This window comes from Umezawaea sp. (genome assembly GCF_036375055.1).
Classification (GTDB): Bacteria; Actinomycetota; Actinomycetes; order Mycobacteriales; family Pseudonocardiaceae; genus Umezawaea.
On the sequence record NZ_DASUSQ010000046.1, the window covers coordinates 235,782 to 249,935 of the forward strand.

Below are 14,154 nucleotides of genomic sequence, written 5' to 3' on the forward strand. Positions count from 1 at the left end.
CGGAGCGCCCGCACACCCGTGGACCTAGCAGAACCAGCCGTTCTGCACCCAACCGTCCTGGTGGACGTTGCCGTACGCGTGGCCGAAGACCCACTCGCGGCTGGGTGAGTAGCGGGAGACGTCGAAGTTCTCGTGGAAGTACAGGGTGCCGATCACGACGCCCGCCGCCGTGGCGCGGACGTACAGGTCTTGGGCGCAGACCTGGCGCACGGCCTGCGTGGACGGATCAGCGGAGGCGGACGGAGCGAGCACGGCGGTCAGCATCAGGGCCGTGCTCAGTGCGGCCAGCTTCACGGGGACTCCTCTGTTTTCAGTCGAAGGCGAAACAGCTCCGGAGCATGAAGCCCCACTGGCTGTGGTTGTGCCACAGGACGTCCGCGGACCGGCCGTCGCCGGTGATGTACCGGACGCCGATCCACGTGCCGCGCGGCAGCACGACGATCGGATCGCGGTGGACGCCACCGGAGTAGTTGCCGAACAGCGTGGTCGACTCGCACGTCGTGTGGGCTTCCCGCATCGGGACCCACGGGTCGCTGACCGTCCCGCTGCCGGCTTGAACGGTGACCGGTGAGCCGGGTGCGGCGGACGCGGGCGCGACGCTCGTCGACAGGGCCGCGGCGAGCAGGACGATCGCGAGTTTCCCTCGTGCTACCAAGGACATGAGAGATCCTCTCAGCAGAGAACGAGCAGGACTCGTGAATTACTACCAGGATCTTCGGCCAGTCTGCGCCCAATTCACTCGATCGCCCGCATACCGCTCACCGCTCGGCGCTGACCCGGTGGAGTTATGCCGAAGCCGTCATCGACGTCCCCGAAGTGGTCGAGTCCTGAGATGTTTGCCCGGTCGCCACAGCGGATGACATCCCACGATCGGCGAACCGCGCGCCTTCTCCACCGGAGGTCCGATCCCGAACCGGTGATCGCAATCCGGCGGAACAACTCGCCGCGCATCCCGAATCGGCCGCGCGGCAGCAGCCCGACCTCGTGGTCGCCGAACGAGCGCTGGCCGGAACCGTGCCCCCGCGGCGGGGTGGGGCGACACCGGGTGCGCCCGCGGCACCGACCGGTCGGCCCGCCGGTCGTGCCCGCCTCCGCGCGGCAGGTTCCACGCCGGCCAGGGCGGCGGGCACCGAAGTGATCAAGTTCCTCCACCGCCACGACCCCGGAGGAGCACGTGGTCCCGCGAAGCCGTGCAGGCCGCGGTACGCCGCGCACCGCACCGGGTGGCCGCGCAGACCACTCCCCCGAGGACCTACACCTGAGCCATCCCGCCGTCGACGCACAGTTCCGCGCCTGTCATGAAACCGCTCTCGTCGGAGGCCAGGAACAGCGCCGCGGCGGCCAGTTCCTCGGGGCGCCCGAGCCGCCCCAGCGGGACGTGCGTGGCCATCTGTGCGCGCAGCGCTGCCGGGTCCTGCCCGAAGTACTCGGCCTGCCCGTCGATGATGGCCGTGTCGAACGGACCAGGGGTCAACACGTTGACCCGCAAGCCCCGGTCGCCGAACTCGGCCGCCCACACCCGCGCGTAGGAGCGCACGGCCGCCTTCGCCGCGCTGTAGGTGGTCGATCCGGGCAGTCCCTTGAACCCCTGGATCGAACCCACCAGGATGATCGAGCCACCGGTCGACATGAGCGGCAGCGCGGCCTGAACGGTGAACATCGTGCCCCGCGCGTTGATGTCGAACGTGCGGTCGAAATGATCCTCGGTGACCTCGCCGAAGTCCGCCCGCTCGATCATGCCCGCATTGGCGACGAGCACGTCGAGGCGCGCACTCCCCCGCCTGATGGTCTCGACCAGATCGTGGAGACCGCTCGCCGACGTGGAGTCCGCGACAACCGCCGTGACCCGTCCTTCGATGGAAGCCGCCGCGTCGTCGAGCACTTCCTTCCGGCGGCCCGTGATGTAGACGTGGGCACCTTCGGCCGCGAACCTCTCGGCGATCGCGAGGCCGAGGCCCGCTCCTCCACCCGTGACCAGAGCGACCTTGTCGGCGAGACGCATCCGCTTTCCCCTTCCTCGGACGAGCTGTGCGGTCCAGAACGTACGCAGCAGCGAGACATAGGCGCAAAGAGTCGCCCGCTATGATTTGCATAGGTGGCTTCTATGTGGCGAGGCGGTTCCGGATGAACTTGCGGCAGTACGAGTACGCGCTGACCGTGGCCGAGGAAGGCAGCATCACAGCGGCGGCCGAGCGGCTGGGGATGGCGCAGCCGTCGCTGTCCCAGCAGATCGGCACCTTGGAGAAGCAGGTCGGGGTGCGCCTGTTCACGCGGACCCCCCAAGGAGTGCTGCCGACGGCGGCGGGTCGGGCCTTCCTGGCCGAGGCGGAGGTCGCCACCACCGCGTCCCGGCGCGCGCTCACCGCCGCCCGCTCCGCCGACGCGGACCTGACGGGCGAGCTGATCATCGCCGTCTACCTGGGACTCGGGACCCGCCTGCTGCCGCGCGCGCTCGGAGAGCTGCGCCGCCGTCATCCCCACCTGGAGGTGACGATCCACGAGGAGCCCGACCCCACGGACATGGAACGGCTCGCGCGCCAGGGCACGCTCGACATGGTCCTGGTGCACGAGGTCCCGCCCGGATGCTTCTTCGACGTCCACACGCTGGGCAGGGAGTCGTACGTCGCCGTGCTACCGGAGGGCCACCCACTCCTCCACCGGGACGAGCCGCTCCTCCTCGACGACCTCGCTCACGAGGGGTGGGTGCGCTTCCGCCGCACCAGCAAGCTCGACGAGCACCTGGCGCGCCTGCTCGCCGACCGAGGCCTCGCCCCGCGGACGGTCGGCCGGGCCTCCCAGATCTCCACCGCGGTGCGGCTCGCCGCGGAAGGCCTCGGCGTCACCATCGCGCCGTCCTCCGCGATCCCCGACGGCTTCGAACACCTGACCCGCCCGCTCCACCCCGCTCTCTCGGAGCCGGTGGTCGCGGGCGTTCGCCGCTCGCCAGGGCGGGCCGAAATCGCCTTGCTGGACCAGTTGAGCCGGCAGGACTGGTCGAGCACGGGAGTCAGCACGTCCGAGCGCTGAGCGCCGCCCCTCGACTCCGGCGGGACGGCACGTCGCACGCAGGCGCAGCCACGTGCCCAGCGGTCCTCTCGCCACCAGGACACCGTCGCGATCGGTCACCGCGTGGCGCGGTGAGGTCAACCCCTGCGCCGCCGAGGCGCCGCCGAGCGCGGCGGCGTGGACCGCATGTGGTCGCGCACCGGCGCCAGCAGGCCGGCCAGGGCGATCACGTCGCTCCGGGAGAGCGGCTCGAAGAGCAGGCCGCTGACGACCTCGACGTGGCCGGGAAGCACTGCCGCGAGCAGCGCGCGCCCGGCGTCGGTGATGGTGACCGTGACGCTGCGCTCGTCGCCCGCGGACGGCGAGCGCTCGACCAGGCCCGCCCTCTCCAGCAGCCCGACCTGGTAGGTCAGGCCGCTGCGGCTGTAGACGACGCCGTCGGCGAGGTCGGTCATGCGGTGGCTGCCCGTCGGCGAGTCGCCGAGCCGCGCCAGCAGCTGGAACTGCACGTAGCTGAGGTCGCCCGCCTCCTTCAGCTGCTTTTCGACGGCGTGGCGCAGAAGGCTGGTCACCTCGATGAGGGAGAAGTAGGCACCGAGTTGGACGGGGTCGAGCAACTTCGGCGAGTCAGCCATGACACCAGCCTACTGCTTCGAATTCGAAGGAGCGAGGTGAGGTGAGCCGCCCGACCGGATGACGGGAGCGGCTTCGGCGTCCGCTCGACCCCAGGTCGACAAGCGGCCCACCGACCACCGGCCACCGACCGGCAACGACGACCGACGACCGGCGACCACCGACCGGCAACGGCGACCAGCGATCGGCAACCAGCAACCGGCAACGGCGACCGGCGACCAGCAACCGGCAACCGGCAACCGGCGACCAGCAATCAGCCACCGGCGGCCAGCGACCAGCGACCAGCGACCGGCGACCAGCGACCAGCAATCAGCAATCAGCCACCGGCGACCAGCCACCGGCGACCAGCGACCGGCGACCAGCGACCGACGACCGACCCGACGCCACCCCTGCCCACCACCGAGTGCCGCACGTCACTTTGCTTCGAATTCGAAGCAGGTCTACGGTCGGTTCCAGTTGCTTCGACTTCGAAGCAACTGGAACCGAGGGAGAGCGGTCATGAAGGCAGTGCGTTTCCACGAGTTCGGCGGCCCCGAGGTCCTGCGGTACGAGGACGTCGAGCAGCCCGTCCCCGCGGCCGGCGAGGTCCTGGTCCGCGTCGCGGCCACGACGTTCAACCCGGTCGAGGGCAACATCCGCCTGGGCGTCATGCAGGGCGCCATCCCGGTCGACCTGCCGCACACCCCCGGCTACGACGTCGCGGGCACGGTCGACGCGCTGGGCGAGGGGGTCCGGGGCGTCGACGTGGGCGACGAGGTCGTCGGCTTCCTGCCGATGACCAAGGCCGGTGCCGCGGCCGAGCACGTCATCGCACCAGCGGCCGCCCTGACCCCGGCCCCCAAGAGCATTCCGCTGGCTGACGCCGCCGCGTTGCCGTCGGTGGCCCTCACCGCCTACCAGGCGCTCTTCGACCACGGCAGGCTCAAGTCCGGGCAGCGCGTGCTGGTCAACGGCGCGGGCGGACCAGTCGGCGGCTACGCCGTCCAGCTCGCCAAGCAGGCGGGCTCCCACGTCATCGCCACGGCAGGCCCGCGCAGCACCGAAGCCGTCCGGAGCGCCGGTGCCGACGAGATCGTCGACCACACCACCACCAGCGTGCTCGCCGCCGTGACCGAGCAGGTCGACCTCGTGCTGAACCTCGCGCCGGTCGACCCCGCGGTCCTGGCCCGGCTGGTCACCCTGGTCCGCCCCGGCGGAGTCGTCGTCAACACGACGATCTGGATGCCCGCGCCGACCGACGAGGACCGCGACGTGCGCGGCATCAACCTCTACGTCCGCAGCGACGCCGACCAGCTCGCGAAGCTGGTGGGCCTGGTCGACTCCGGTGACCTGCGGGTCGACGTCGCCCAGCGCGTGCCGCTGGCCGACCTGCCCGAGATCCACGCCCGAGCCGCGGCGGGCGGGCTCCACGGCAAGGTCGTCCTCCTCGCCCCCGGCGCCTGACGCACCCCTCCGGGGGAAGCAGCGGACCACGCCACCCGGACCGAACCCCGAGATCGCCGCCGCGATGGCCCCGATGGCCGCCGGAACGGCCCAGCCGATCCCCGCCGAGGTGACCACACCACCGCGTTCGAATCCGACGTCGCCCGGCGCGTGACCGCCGACAGGATCCGGGTCCTCACGTGCACCTGAGCCGACGCGGACGCCGCGTCAGCAGCGGTGTTCCGGATCGCGCGGGACCCGTGCCGGGTGACGGCCGCCCCGACCGCGTCCCGCGCGGGCACGGTCGTCGGGTTCCGGGTCGCCCCGGTCGACGGCGTGGCCGCGGCGGGCCCGCAGGATCTCGTCGGAGAGTTCGGGCTCGACGCGGCGCACGGCCCTGGCGAGCACCAGCGCGCCGACCATCTCGCTGAGCAGGCGCACGGCCTTGCGCCGGGCCTCGGCCGGGTCGAGTTCGCGGCCCTGCCGCTCGGCTTCGCGCAGGAACTCGGCGGCGAAGCCCGCGAGATAGCCCTCGACCCCTTCGGCGTACGCGCCCTGCACGGCCTCACCGTGCCGTCCGGCGTCGGTGACCAGGGAGGCGGAGGGGCAGCCGCCGTCCGGGGCGTCGCGGTGCGCGGTGGACAGGTACCCGCCCACGACCCGCTCCAGCGGAGGGCCGTCCTGGTCCGGACCGTCCTCGACCGTCCGGGCCAGGCTCGCGAGCGAGGCGGCGAACGAGGCCCCGCACACCTCCACGACCAGGTCGTCCTTGGAGGCGAAGTGGTTGTAGAAGCCGCCGTGGGTGAGGCCGGCCCCCTTCATCAGTTCGGCGATGCCGACCGCGTCGATGCCCCGCGCGCGGAACAGGCGGCCCGCCGCGTCGAGGATGTTCCGCCGGTTGCGGGCCTTGTCCCCCTTGGTGATCCGCGGCATCGCCGTCCTCCCGCGTCGCTCCCGACTTGACCTTTTCGATGATGCATCTCATCATAACAGGGCATCCAATGATGACCATCATCAATAACTCGGGGAACGGGAGCGTCATGCGGGCCATCGCCCACGACCGGCACGGAGAAGCCAGGCGGGTACTGCGCCTGAGCGAGCAGCCACCCCCCGCCGCGCCCGCGGCCGGGCAGGTGCGGGTCCGGGTGCTGTCCCGGCCCGTCCACCCCGGCGACCTGGCGGGGGTCCAGGGCTTTCCGGGTGCGCCGCGGCGGCGGTTCGCCGCGCCGCGGATCCCCGGCCTGGAGGGAACGGGCCTCGTCGAGACCGTCGGCGAGGGCGTGCGGCACCTGCGGCCCGGTCAGCGGGTCGCGTTCTTCCCGGTGCCGGGCGCGTGGAGCGAGGTCATCACGGCACCGACCGATCTGGTGGTGCCGGTACCCGACGGCGTCAGCGACGAGACCGCGGCCCTGATGCTGGTCAACCCGCTCACCCTGCTCACCCTGCTGCGGGCGGTCGAGGACGCCCGGCACGGCCGGGCGGGTCCGGTGGTGCAGACGGCCGCGGGCTCGTCGGTGGGAAAGCTGGTCGGCGCCGCGGCGGTCGAGCACGACATCCCGCTGGTCAACCTGGTGCGCAGCGCCGAGGGGGCGCAGACCCTGCGGCAGCGCTTCCCAGGGCTGCCGACCATCTCGACGGCCGACGCGGACTGGCGCACCCAGGTCCGGGACGCGACCGGCGGCCGGGGAGCCCAGGTCGTGCTGGACGCGGTGGGCGGCTCCCTGACCGGTGAGCTGGCCGGGCTGCTCGACGACGGCGGCACCCTGATCACCTACGGACAGCTCGGTTCCGGCAGCACACCGCTGGAGTCGCTCGCGCTGACACCGCGGGCCCTGACCGTGCGGGGCGTGACCGTCGGCCGGTGGACGGCCCGCACACCCGACGAACGGGCCGAGGATGTCGCCTTCGCGGCGCGTCTGGCCGTGACCGCCCCGGACCTCTTCGAGGTCGCGGCCCGCTACGACCTCGCCGACTTCGCGAAGGCCGTCGACCACGTCCACCGCCCCGGCAAGAGCGGAACCGTCCTGCTCACCAGCCCCGAACCCTGAACCCCACGAAGGGCACCGCCATGAAGATCGGAACCCTCGGCGCCGGAACCGTCGCGAAGGCCATCGCCCGTCACGCCGTGGCGCACGGCCACCAGGTCGTGCTGAGCAACAGCCGCGGCCCCGCCTCCCTGACGGGGCTCGCCGACGAACTCGGACCGCTCGCCAGGGCAGGCACCACGGAGGAGGCCGCCTCGGCGGAGCTCGTGCTCCTCGCGGTCGGCTGGCCCCGGATCCCGGAGGCGACAGCGGGCCTGCCGCACTTCGACGGACGCATCGTCATCGACGCCACCAACCAGTTCGCCTCCCCGCCCCCGCACCCGGAGATCGCCGACCTGGGCGAGCTGACCGGCAGCGAGCACGTCGCCTCGCTGCTGCCCGGAGCCCGCGTCGTCAAGGCGTTCAACACCCTCTACGGCCAGTACATCGCCGCCGACCCGCGCCACCCGGCCGGACGCCAGGTGCTGTTCCTCGCCGGTGACGACGCCGACGCCAAGGCGACCGTCGCGGACCTCACCGCCGCATTCGGGTTCGCCCCCGTCGACGTCGGCTCCTTGCGCGAGGGCGGACGCCTCATGCAGCTCGGCGGTCCGCTCTCCGCCCTCCACGCCCTCAAACAGGACTGAGACGGGCCCTCGCCCGCTCCTCATCCGCTCCTCGACACAAGGACATCACCCATGACCACCCAGCCCCTGCTCCAGCCTGTCCGCCTCGGCGCGCTGGAGCTCCCCAACCGCGTCGTCATGGCCCCCATGACCCGCGCCCGCGCCCACAACGCCGAACTGGCGCCCACCGACCTGCACGCGACCTACTACGCGCAGCGCGCCACCGCCGGGCTGATCGTCACCGAGGGAACGTGGGTCAGCACCGACGCGATCGGCTTCGCCGACGTCCCCGGCATCTACACCGACACGCAGACCGCGGGCTGGGCGAAGGTCACCGACGCCGTCCACGAGGCGGGCGGGCGGATCGTCTGCCAGCTCGGACACGTCGGAGCGGTCTCCCACCCCGACCACCTCGGTGGCCGCCTGCCCGCGGGCCCCTCGGCCGTCAACCCCGGCGAGAAGTCCTTCACCCCCTCCGGCCCGAAGGACACCCTCACCCCGCGCGCCTACACCGCCGCCGAGATCGCCGCCACCATCGCCGACTACCGCCACGCGGCCGAGAACGCCCGCCGCGCCGGTTTCGACGGCGTGGAACTCCACGCCCAGGTGTCCCACCTGATCCCGCAGTTCCTCAACCCCCGGCTCAACCACCGCACCGACGCCTACGGGGGCAGCAGCGAGAAGCGGGCCCGGTTCCTCCTCGACGTCCTCGACGCCGTCGGCGACGTGTGGGGCAGCGACCGCGTCAGCGTGAAGATGTCGCCCGGCTGGACCAGCGGAACCGCGTTCACCGCGGACGAGGAGACGCTCGCCGACTACGACCAGCTCCTCAAGAAGCTCAACGACGACAACCTGGCCTACCTGCACCTGGTGGGCGCCCCCGGCACCATCGAGGAGCGCATCGCCCTCTTCTCCCGCTACCGCGCCCACTACCAGGGCGGCATCGTCGCCAACCTCGGCTTCACCCAGGCCCTCGGCAACGAGATCCTCGACCGCGGCACCGTCGACGCGGTCTCCTTCGGCGCCCTCTTCATCGCCAACCCCGACCTGGTCGAGCGCTTCGCGCAGGGCCACCCGCTGGCCGACGACGACCGGGAAACCCACTACGGCGGTCACGCCGAGGGCTACACCGACTACCCCGCCCACACCGCGGGCTGAGCGGGGCGTGGGCGACGACGCCCGCGACACGCCGGGCGCGCGGAGCCCTGGCACGTCCCGGACGCCTCGGCGTCCGCCAGGGGTGGCACGGCCCCGCGCGCACCTCGCGTCGCGCGTCGTTGACCGCGATGTCCCGCACGCCCGGCGCGGACGACACCTCCGACCGCCACGGGGACCTTCACCGCCTGCCACCCCGTCCATCCTCCGTTCGGAGGATGGACGGGGTCCACCGCGCTCGCGGTCATCCGCGCCCGCGTGGTCGATCCGGCGCGCCCCCGCGGGCGGCAGGCTCCTGCACATGACGATCATCGAGGTCGACGGCCTCGTCAAGCGCTGCGGCGACCACACCCCGAGACCTGGCCCCACCGGCGAGCGGGGCCAGGTCTCGGGGTGTGGCGTGGAAGCCCCTCCCACAACCCCGAGGCTCCTGCCCGCCCACGCCGAGCCGACGGGACGTGCGGCCCTGTGACACCACGACCCGACGTCGTCCGCGCTTCGCGTCCGACGCGCATCCTCCACATCGACAACCTCCGCGTCTTCCTGACCGTCCTGGTGGTCGCGCACCACTCCGCCGCCGCGCACGGCAATCTCCAGCTCTGGCCCAACTGGCAGCAGCCTGCTTCGCCGTCGGCGGCGTTGCCGCTGGACCTGCTGCTCCTGGTCAACCAGACGTTCTTCATGGGGTTCTTCTTCTTGCTGTCCGGGTACTTCGTCCCCGGCGCGGCCGACCGGAGGGGACCGGGCACGTTCGCGGTCGAGCGCCTCAAGCGGCTCGGGATCCCCTTCCTCGGGTTCGTCGTGCTGCTGCGGCCGCTCTTCGCCCTGCCGATCTACCTCGACCAGCCGCCCGCGACCCGGCCGTCCTTCGCGGTCTACTACGTCACCTCCTGGCAGATCGGTCCCGCCTGGTTCCTCGAGGTGCTGCTGATCTTCTCCCTCGCGTTCGCGTTGTCACGGCACCTGCGCGGGCCCGCGGAACCCGCGCGGTCACGACCGCTGCGGCGGCGGGACGTGCTCGCCCTCGCCCTCGTCCTCGCCGTGGCCACCTACGCGTGGCGGATCCTCGTCCCCCTCGGCACCTACGAACCGGTGCTCGGACTGCCCAGTCCCGCCTACCTGCCCCAGTACCTGCTGCTCTTCGCCACCGGCGTCGCGGCCTACCGCCGGAGCTGGTTCACGACGCTCCCGCGAAGGACGGGCCGGTTCGGCGCACTTCTCGTGGCGGGGTCGTTCGTGCCGATGGCGCTGGGCGGCTACCGCGGTCTCGTGGACTCCGACGACCTGACCAGTGGGAGCCCCGTCCACCTGGCTCTCGCGCTGTGGGAGTCGCTGTTCGCGGTCGGCGTCATCCTGGTTCTGCTCCGCGTGTTCGAGCGCTTCGCCGCCGGTTCGTCGCGGTTCAGCCGCTACCTCGCCGACAACGCCTTCGCCGTCTACCTCGTGCACGCGCCGGTCATCGTCGGAGTCGTGGCGGTGCTGCACCCGCTCGACGCGGCGCCCGTGCCGAAGTTCCTGCTGACCCTGGTGCTCGCCTCGGTCGCGAGCTGGGCGGTCTCGGGCGCTCTGCGCCGCGTGCGCGCCGTGCGGGCGGTGGTGTAGCGCGACTCCGGGTCGCGGCAGGCACCACGTGCGATCATGGCGGGGCAGCGCACGTGGTGCTGGTGTGGACGATCGCGGCCGGGAGTCCGGCCGCCCGGTACTTCCGCTGGGAGCGGGTCGTGGGCGTCGAGGCCGAGTTGCGCGGGGAGTTCGAACGCTGGGAGCACAAGCGGACCGCGGTCCTGGGAGTGCTCCCGTACGCGCTGCTGGCGGTCAGCCTGGTGCTGTCCCTGCTCCAGCCGCTCTGGAACGCGCCGGTGCACCTCCCGGCGGTGCTCGGGCTCTCCACCCTGCTCACCGCGTGGGTGCTGTGGTTCCACACGCTCCACCCGGAGTCGCACGGCAACGGCCCGGTGATGGGCCTGTACTACACGGGGCTCGTGGCGGTGACCGCCTGCCTCGTGCTGCTCACGCCCTGGTTCGGCTTCTTCGCCTTCATGGGCTACGTGCACGCCTTCCAGTACCTGAAGGGCCGGTGGCGCTACGTCGGCGTGGCCGTCACGTCCACGGTCTCGGCGATCTCCTACGTGGGCGGGGCCGCCAGCATCACGGCCGACGAGTGGTGGCAGTGGCCCGCCGTCAGCGCGCTCACCACGGTGCTGGCCACGGCGGCCTTCCACGCCGACGTGATGTCCGACCGGCGCGACCACCGGCAGAAGCGGGCGCTGGTCGAGTTGCACCAGGCCAACACCGAGCTCGAGGCCGCGCTGGCGGAGAACGCGGGCCTGCACGTCCAACTGCTCGCGCAGGCCCGCGAGGCGGGCGTGCTCGACGAGCGGCAGCGGATGGCACGGGAGATCCACGACACCCTCGCTCAGGGGCTGGCGGGCATCCTCACCCAGCTCCAGGCCGCCGAGCAGGCGTCGGCCGAACCAGCGGTGTCGCGCAGGCACGTGACGAACGCGATGGACCTGGCCCGCGAGAGCCTCACCGAGGCCCGTCGGACGGTGCACGCGGTGGGACCGTCCGCGCTGGCGGAGGCCCGCCTCCCGGACGCGATCCGCGACGTGGCCGCGCGCTGGTCGGAGGTGAACCGCGTCGAGGCGGTGCTGACCACGACCGGCGACGCCCGGCCGGTGCACACCGACGTCGAGGTGGCACTGCTGCGGACCGCGCAGGAGGCTCTCGCCAACGTCGCCAAGCACGCACGAGCCGGTCGGGTCTCCCTGACCCTGTCGTACATGGAGGACCTGGTGACGCTCGACGTGCTGGACGACGGCGTGGGTTTCCTGCCCGGCACCACACCCGCGGGCAGCTCCGCGGACGGGGGCTTCGGGCTCGCGGGCATGCGGCAGCGGGTGCGGCTGCTCGCGGGACGGCTGGACGTCGAGTCCGAGCCGGGCGGGGGCACCGCGATCACGGTGACGGTGCCTGCGATCCCCGTCGGGAGCGTGGGTTGATCTCACTGCTGATCGTCGACGACCACCCGGTGGTGCGGGACGGGCTGCGGGGCATGTTCGGCGGCGATCCCCGCTTCGAGGTGGTCGGCGAAGCCGGTGACGGCGCGGAAGCGATCGCGGCCGGGGAGCGCCTGCGCCCCGACGTGATCCTCATGGACCTGCGGATGCCCGGAACCGACGGCGTCGCCGCCATCAGGGAGTTGGCGAAGCGCGGGGTGCCGTCACGGGTGCTGGTGCTCACCACGTACGACACGGACAGCCACGTGCTGTCCGCCATCGAAGCCGGCGCCACCGGCTACCTCCTGAAGGAGACGTCGAGGGCGGAACTCGTCCGCGCGGTGGAGGCCGCGGCACGCGGGCAGGCGGTGCTCTCCCCCGCCGTCGCGACCCGGCTCGTGGAACAGGTGCGCAGACCAGCCCCGGCACCGCTGTCCCGGCGCGAGCTGGAGGTGCTGGAGCTGATCTCCCGCGGCTCGACGAACCGCGAGGCGGCGAAGCGGCTCTTCATCAGCGAGACGACGGTCAAGACGCACCTGCTGCACGTGTACGCGAAGCTGGGCGTCAACGACCGAGCGGCCGCCGTCGCCGCCGCGTTCTCCTGCGGCTACCTGACACCGCAGGACTGAGACGCGCCTACCGGGCGACGAGACCCACCGGGACACCACCTGGCGCCCCTGCACGGCCGCTAGGCCGGAGGGACTCGGCCGAGTGTCGGAAGACTCGGCCCATCGACCGAGTCGCCGGGGCCGCCCACCCTGCCAGGGTTCCTCCCATGAAGATCAAGGACCTGTTCTGCGCGGCCCTGGCCGGGCTGGTGCTCATCCCCCTGGCGCCGGGGATCGCCGCCGCGGAAGGCCTGGAGTGGCGGCCCTGCAAGGACATCGCCAACCGCTGGCCCACCACCGACGAGCGTTCCGAGTGCGCGGTGGTGACCGTGCCCGTCGACTACGCGAAACCGGAAGGGCGCACCGTCGACATCGCGATCAGCCGGGTGAGGGCCTCCGGCAGCCGCGTCGGTGTCGTCCTGCTCAACCCCGGTGGGCCGGGCGGCTCCGGGATGGAGATGCCCAAGGAGCTCCTGCGGTCGCAGGCGGCCGGGATCGGGGTGCACCACGACCTCATCGGGTTCGCTCCCCGCGGCGTCGGCTACAGCGCGGCCGTGGCCTGCGAGGACGACTGGACCCAGCCGGATCCCTCCCTGCCGGAGAAGGAGAAGGCCCGCTTCGAGGCCGAACGCGACGGCCGCAACCACCGGCGCTGCGTCGAGGAGGACCCGGAGTTCGTCCGCAACCTCACCACGGCGAACATCGCTCGCGACATGGACCGCATCCGAATCGCCCTCGGCGAGGACAAGATCGGCTACTACGGCATCTCCTGGGGCACCGTCCTCGGCGCGCACTACCGCACCCTGTTCGACGCCCACGTCGACAGGATGCTGCTCGACTCGGTGATGCCGCCCGACCTGGACATGGTCGAGATGGACCGCGCACAGCTGACCGCGCAGGAGAACACCTTCGCCGAGTTCGCCGCCTGGATCGCCCGCAACGACGACGTCTACCGCTTCGGGACGACCCAGGCCGCCGTGACCGGCGCCCTGCTCGAACTGCGGGCGCGGCAGACCAGCAGGCCCGACGCGTTCGACGGCCTGCTCACCTCGACGCGGCGCTACTGGGCGGCCACGGCGCGGCAACTCGCCGCGATCCGCGATCGGGCCACGCCCGCGGCACTGCCCGACGGGGAGGTGCGCGCGTTCGGCTGGGACGCCGACCAGACCGGCTTCAGCCCGTTCCAGCAGACCTCGGTCATGTGCAACGAATCCGTCAGCACCCGCGACTTCGACCAGGTGTGGGACGTCCGGCTCCGGTTGGTCGGGGAACTGCCCGTCGCCGGGCAGTACGGCTCCGAGGCCGTCCGCTGCGTCGGCTGGCCGATCCCCGCCCAGCCGTGGCGGCTCACCGCCGGTAGCAGCCCCCTGCAACTCGTCGGGCACGTCTACGAGCAGGTCACCCCGGTGGGCTGGGCGCGGGAGATGCGGCAGCGGATCGGTGGCGCGCTGCTGACCGTCGAGGACGACGTCCACGGCTCGCTGTTGGACCTGCCGTGCGCGGCCAAGGCCGTGGAGTTCTTCGACACCGGCGCGGTCTCGAACGACTCCTGCCCCGGCGCGCCCGTGCCTCCGGCCTAGGGTCCGTCCTCGGTCCTCTCACCGACCGGACGAGCGGGCCCTCCGTGCTGGTCGACCCGACCGGGTGACGTTCGCGAGGGGGTGTGGTCGGGCGGACACAC

General features: G+C 72.3%; 15 protein-coding genes. 10 read left to right on the forward strand and 5 right to left on the reverse strand.

Features of this window, described 5'->3' with window-relative positions:
- Positions 1-24: 24 nt before the first annotated feature.
- The 3 genes from VFZ92_RS14360 to VFZ92_RS14370 form a co-directional block, all read right to left on the reverse strand.
- Positions 25-294, reverse strand: coding sequence for a hypothetical protein (locus tag VFZ92_RS14360; protein ID WP_330876398.1), 270 nt, complete (start codon positions 292-294; stop codon positions 25-27).
- 16 nt (positions 295-310) lie between these two features.
- Positions 311-661, reverse strand: coding sequence for a hypothetical protein (locus VFZ92_RS14365; RefSeq protein ID WP_330876399.1), 351 nt, complete (start codon positions 659-661; stop codon positions 311-313).
- A 591-nt stretch (positions 662-1,252) separates the two neighbouring features.
- Positions 1,253-2,002 carry a glucose 1-dehydrogenase gene (locus tag VFZ92_RS14370; RefSeq protein ID WP_330876400.1) on the reverse strand — a complete coding sequence of 250 codons (750 nt, stop codon included), beginning with the start codon at positions 2,000-2,002 and terminating at the stop codon, positions 1,253-1,255.
- A gap of 122 nt (positions 2,003-2,124) precedes the next feature.
- On the opposite strand from VFZ92_RS14370, the gene VFZ92_RS14375 reads away from it, so the two are divergent.
- Positions 2,125-3,027 (forward strand): LysR family transcriptional regulator, encoded by a 903-nt coding sequence (locus VFZ92_RS14375; RefSeq protein ID WP_330876401.1) that lies wholly within the window; start codon positions 2,125-2,127, stop codon positions 3,025-3,027.
- Positions 3,028-3,143: 116 nt separating this feature from the next.
- On the opposite strand, the gene VFZ92_RS14380 is transcribed toward VFZ92_RS14375, so the two are convergent.
- On the reverse strand, positions 3,144-3,641 hold the full coding sequence (locus tag VFZ92_RS14380) for a MarR family winged helix-turn-helix transcriptional regulator (protein ID WP_330876402.1): 498 nt from the start codon (positions 3,639-3,641) through the stop codon (positions 3,144-3,146).
- A 496-nt stretch (positions 3,642-4,137) separates the two neighbouring features.
- Between VFZ92_RS14380 and VFZ92_RS14385 the strand changes: the two genes are divergently transcribed.
- On the forward strand, positions 4,138-5,082 hold the full coding sequence (locus VFZ92_RS14385) for an NADP-dependent oxidoreductase (protein WP_330876403.1): 945 nt from the start codon (positions 4,138-4,140) through the stop codon (positions 5,080-5,082).
- A 207-nt stretch (positions 5,083-5,289) separates the two neighbouring features.
- Here the strand turns inward: VFZ92_RS14385 and VFZ92_RS14390 are convergent, their stop codons facing one another.
- On the reverse strand, positions 5,290-5,994 hold the full coding sequence (locus tag VFZ92_RS14390; RefSeq protein WP_330876404.1) for a TetR/AcrR family transcriptional regulator: 705 nt from the start codon (positions 5,992-5,994) through the stop codon (positions 5,290-5,292).
- A gap of 71 nt (positions 5,995-6,065) precedes the next feature.
- Here VFZ92_RS14390 and VFZ92_RS14395 point away from each other — a divergent pair, with 71 nt between their 5' ends.
- The 8 genes from VFZ92_RS14395 (at position 6,066) to VFZ92_RS14430 (ending at position 14,053) form a co-directional block, all read left to right on the forward strand.
- Positions 6,066-7,109, forward strand: coding sequence for a zinc-binding dehydrogenase (locus tag VFZ92_RS14395; protein WP_330876405.1), 1,044 nt, complete (start codon positions 6,066-6,068; stop codon positions 7,107-7,109).
- A 20-nt stretch (positions 7,110-7,129) separates the two neighbouring features.
- Positions 7,130-7,732 (forward strand): NADPH-dependent F420 reductase, encoded by a 603-nt coding sequence (locus VFZ92_RS14400; protein ID WP_330876406.1) that lies wholly within the window; start codon positions 7,130-7,132, stop codon positions 7,730-7,732.
- Between the two features lie 51 nt (positions 7,733-7,783).
- A complete protein-coding gene (locus VFZ92_RS14405) occupies positions 7,784-8,869 on the forward strand; it encodes an alkene reductase (protein ID WP_330876407.1) in 1,086 nt (361 codons plus the stop codon).
- A 298-nt stretch (positions 8,870-9,167) separates the two neighbouring features.
- Positions 9,168-9,338, forward strand: a complete 171-nt coding sequence (locus VFZ92_RS14410) for a hypothetical protein (protein WP_330876408.1) — start codon at positions 9,168-9,170, stop codon at positions 9,336-9,338.
- Positions 9,335-10,468, forward strand: a complete 1,134-nt coding sequence (locus VFZ92_RS14415) for an acyltransferase family protein (protein WP_330876409.1) — start codon at positions 9,335-9,337, stop codon at positions 10,466-10,468. The genes VFZ92_RS14410 and VFZ92_RS14415 overlap by 4 nt, the downstream gene beginning before the upstream one ends.
- Positions 10,469-10,521: 53 nt before the next feature.
- On the forward strand, positions 10,522-11,868 hold the full coding sequence (locus tag VFZ92_RS14420) for a sensor histidine kinase (protein ID WP_330876410.1): 1,347 nt from the start codon (positions 10,522-10,524) through the stop codon (positions 11,866-11,868).
- A complete protein-coding gene (locus tag VFZ92_RS14425; RefSeq protein WP_330876411.1) occupies positions 11,865-12,494 on the forward strand; it encodes a response regulator transcription factor in 630 nt (209 codons plus the stop codon). The genes VFZ92_RS14420 and VFZ92_RS14425 overlap by 4 nt, the downstream gene beginning before the upstream one ends.
- Before the next feature lie 146 nt (positions 12,495-12,640).
- On the forward strand, positions 12,641-14,053 hold the full coding sequence (locus tag VFZ92_RS14430) for an alpha/beta fold hydrolase (RefSeq protein WP_330876412.1): 1,413 nt from the start codon (positions 12,641-12,643) through the stop codon (positions 14,051-14,053).
- Positions 14,054-14,154 lie beyond the last annotated feature (101 nt).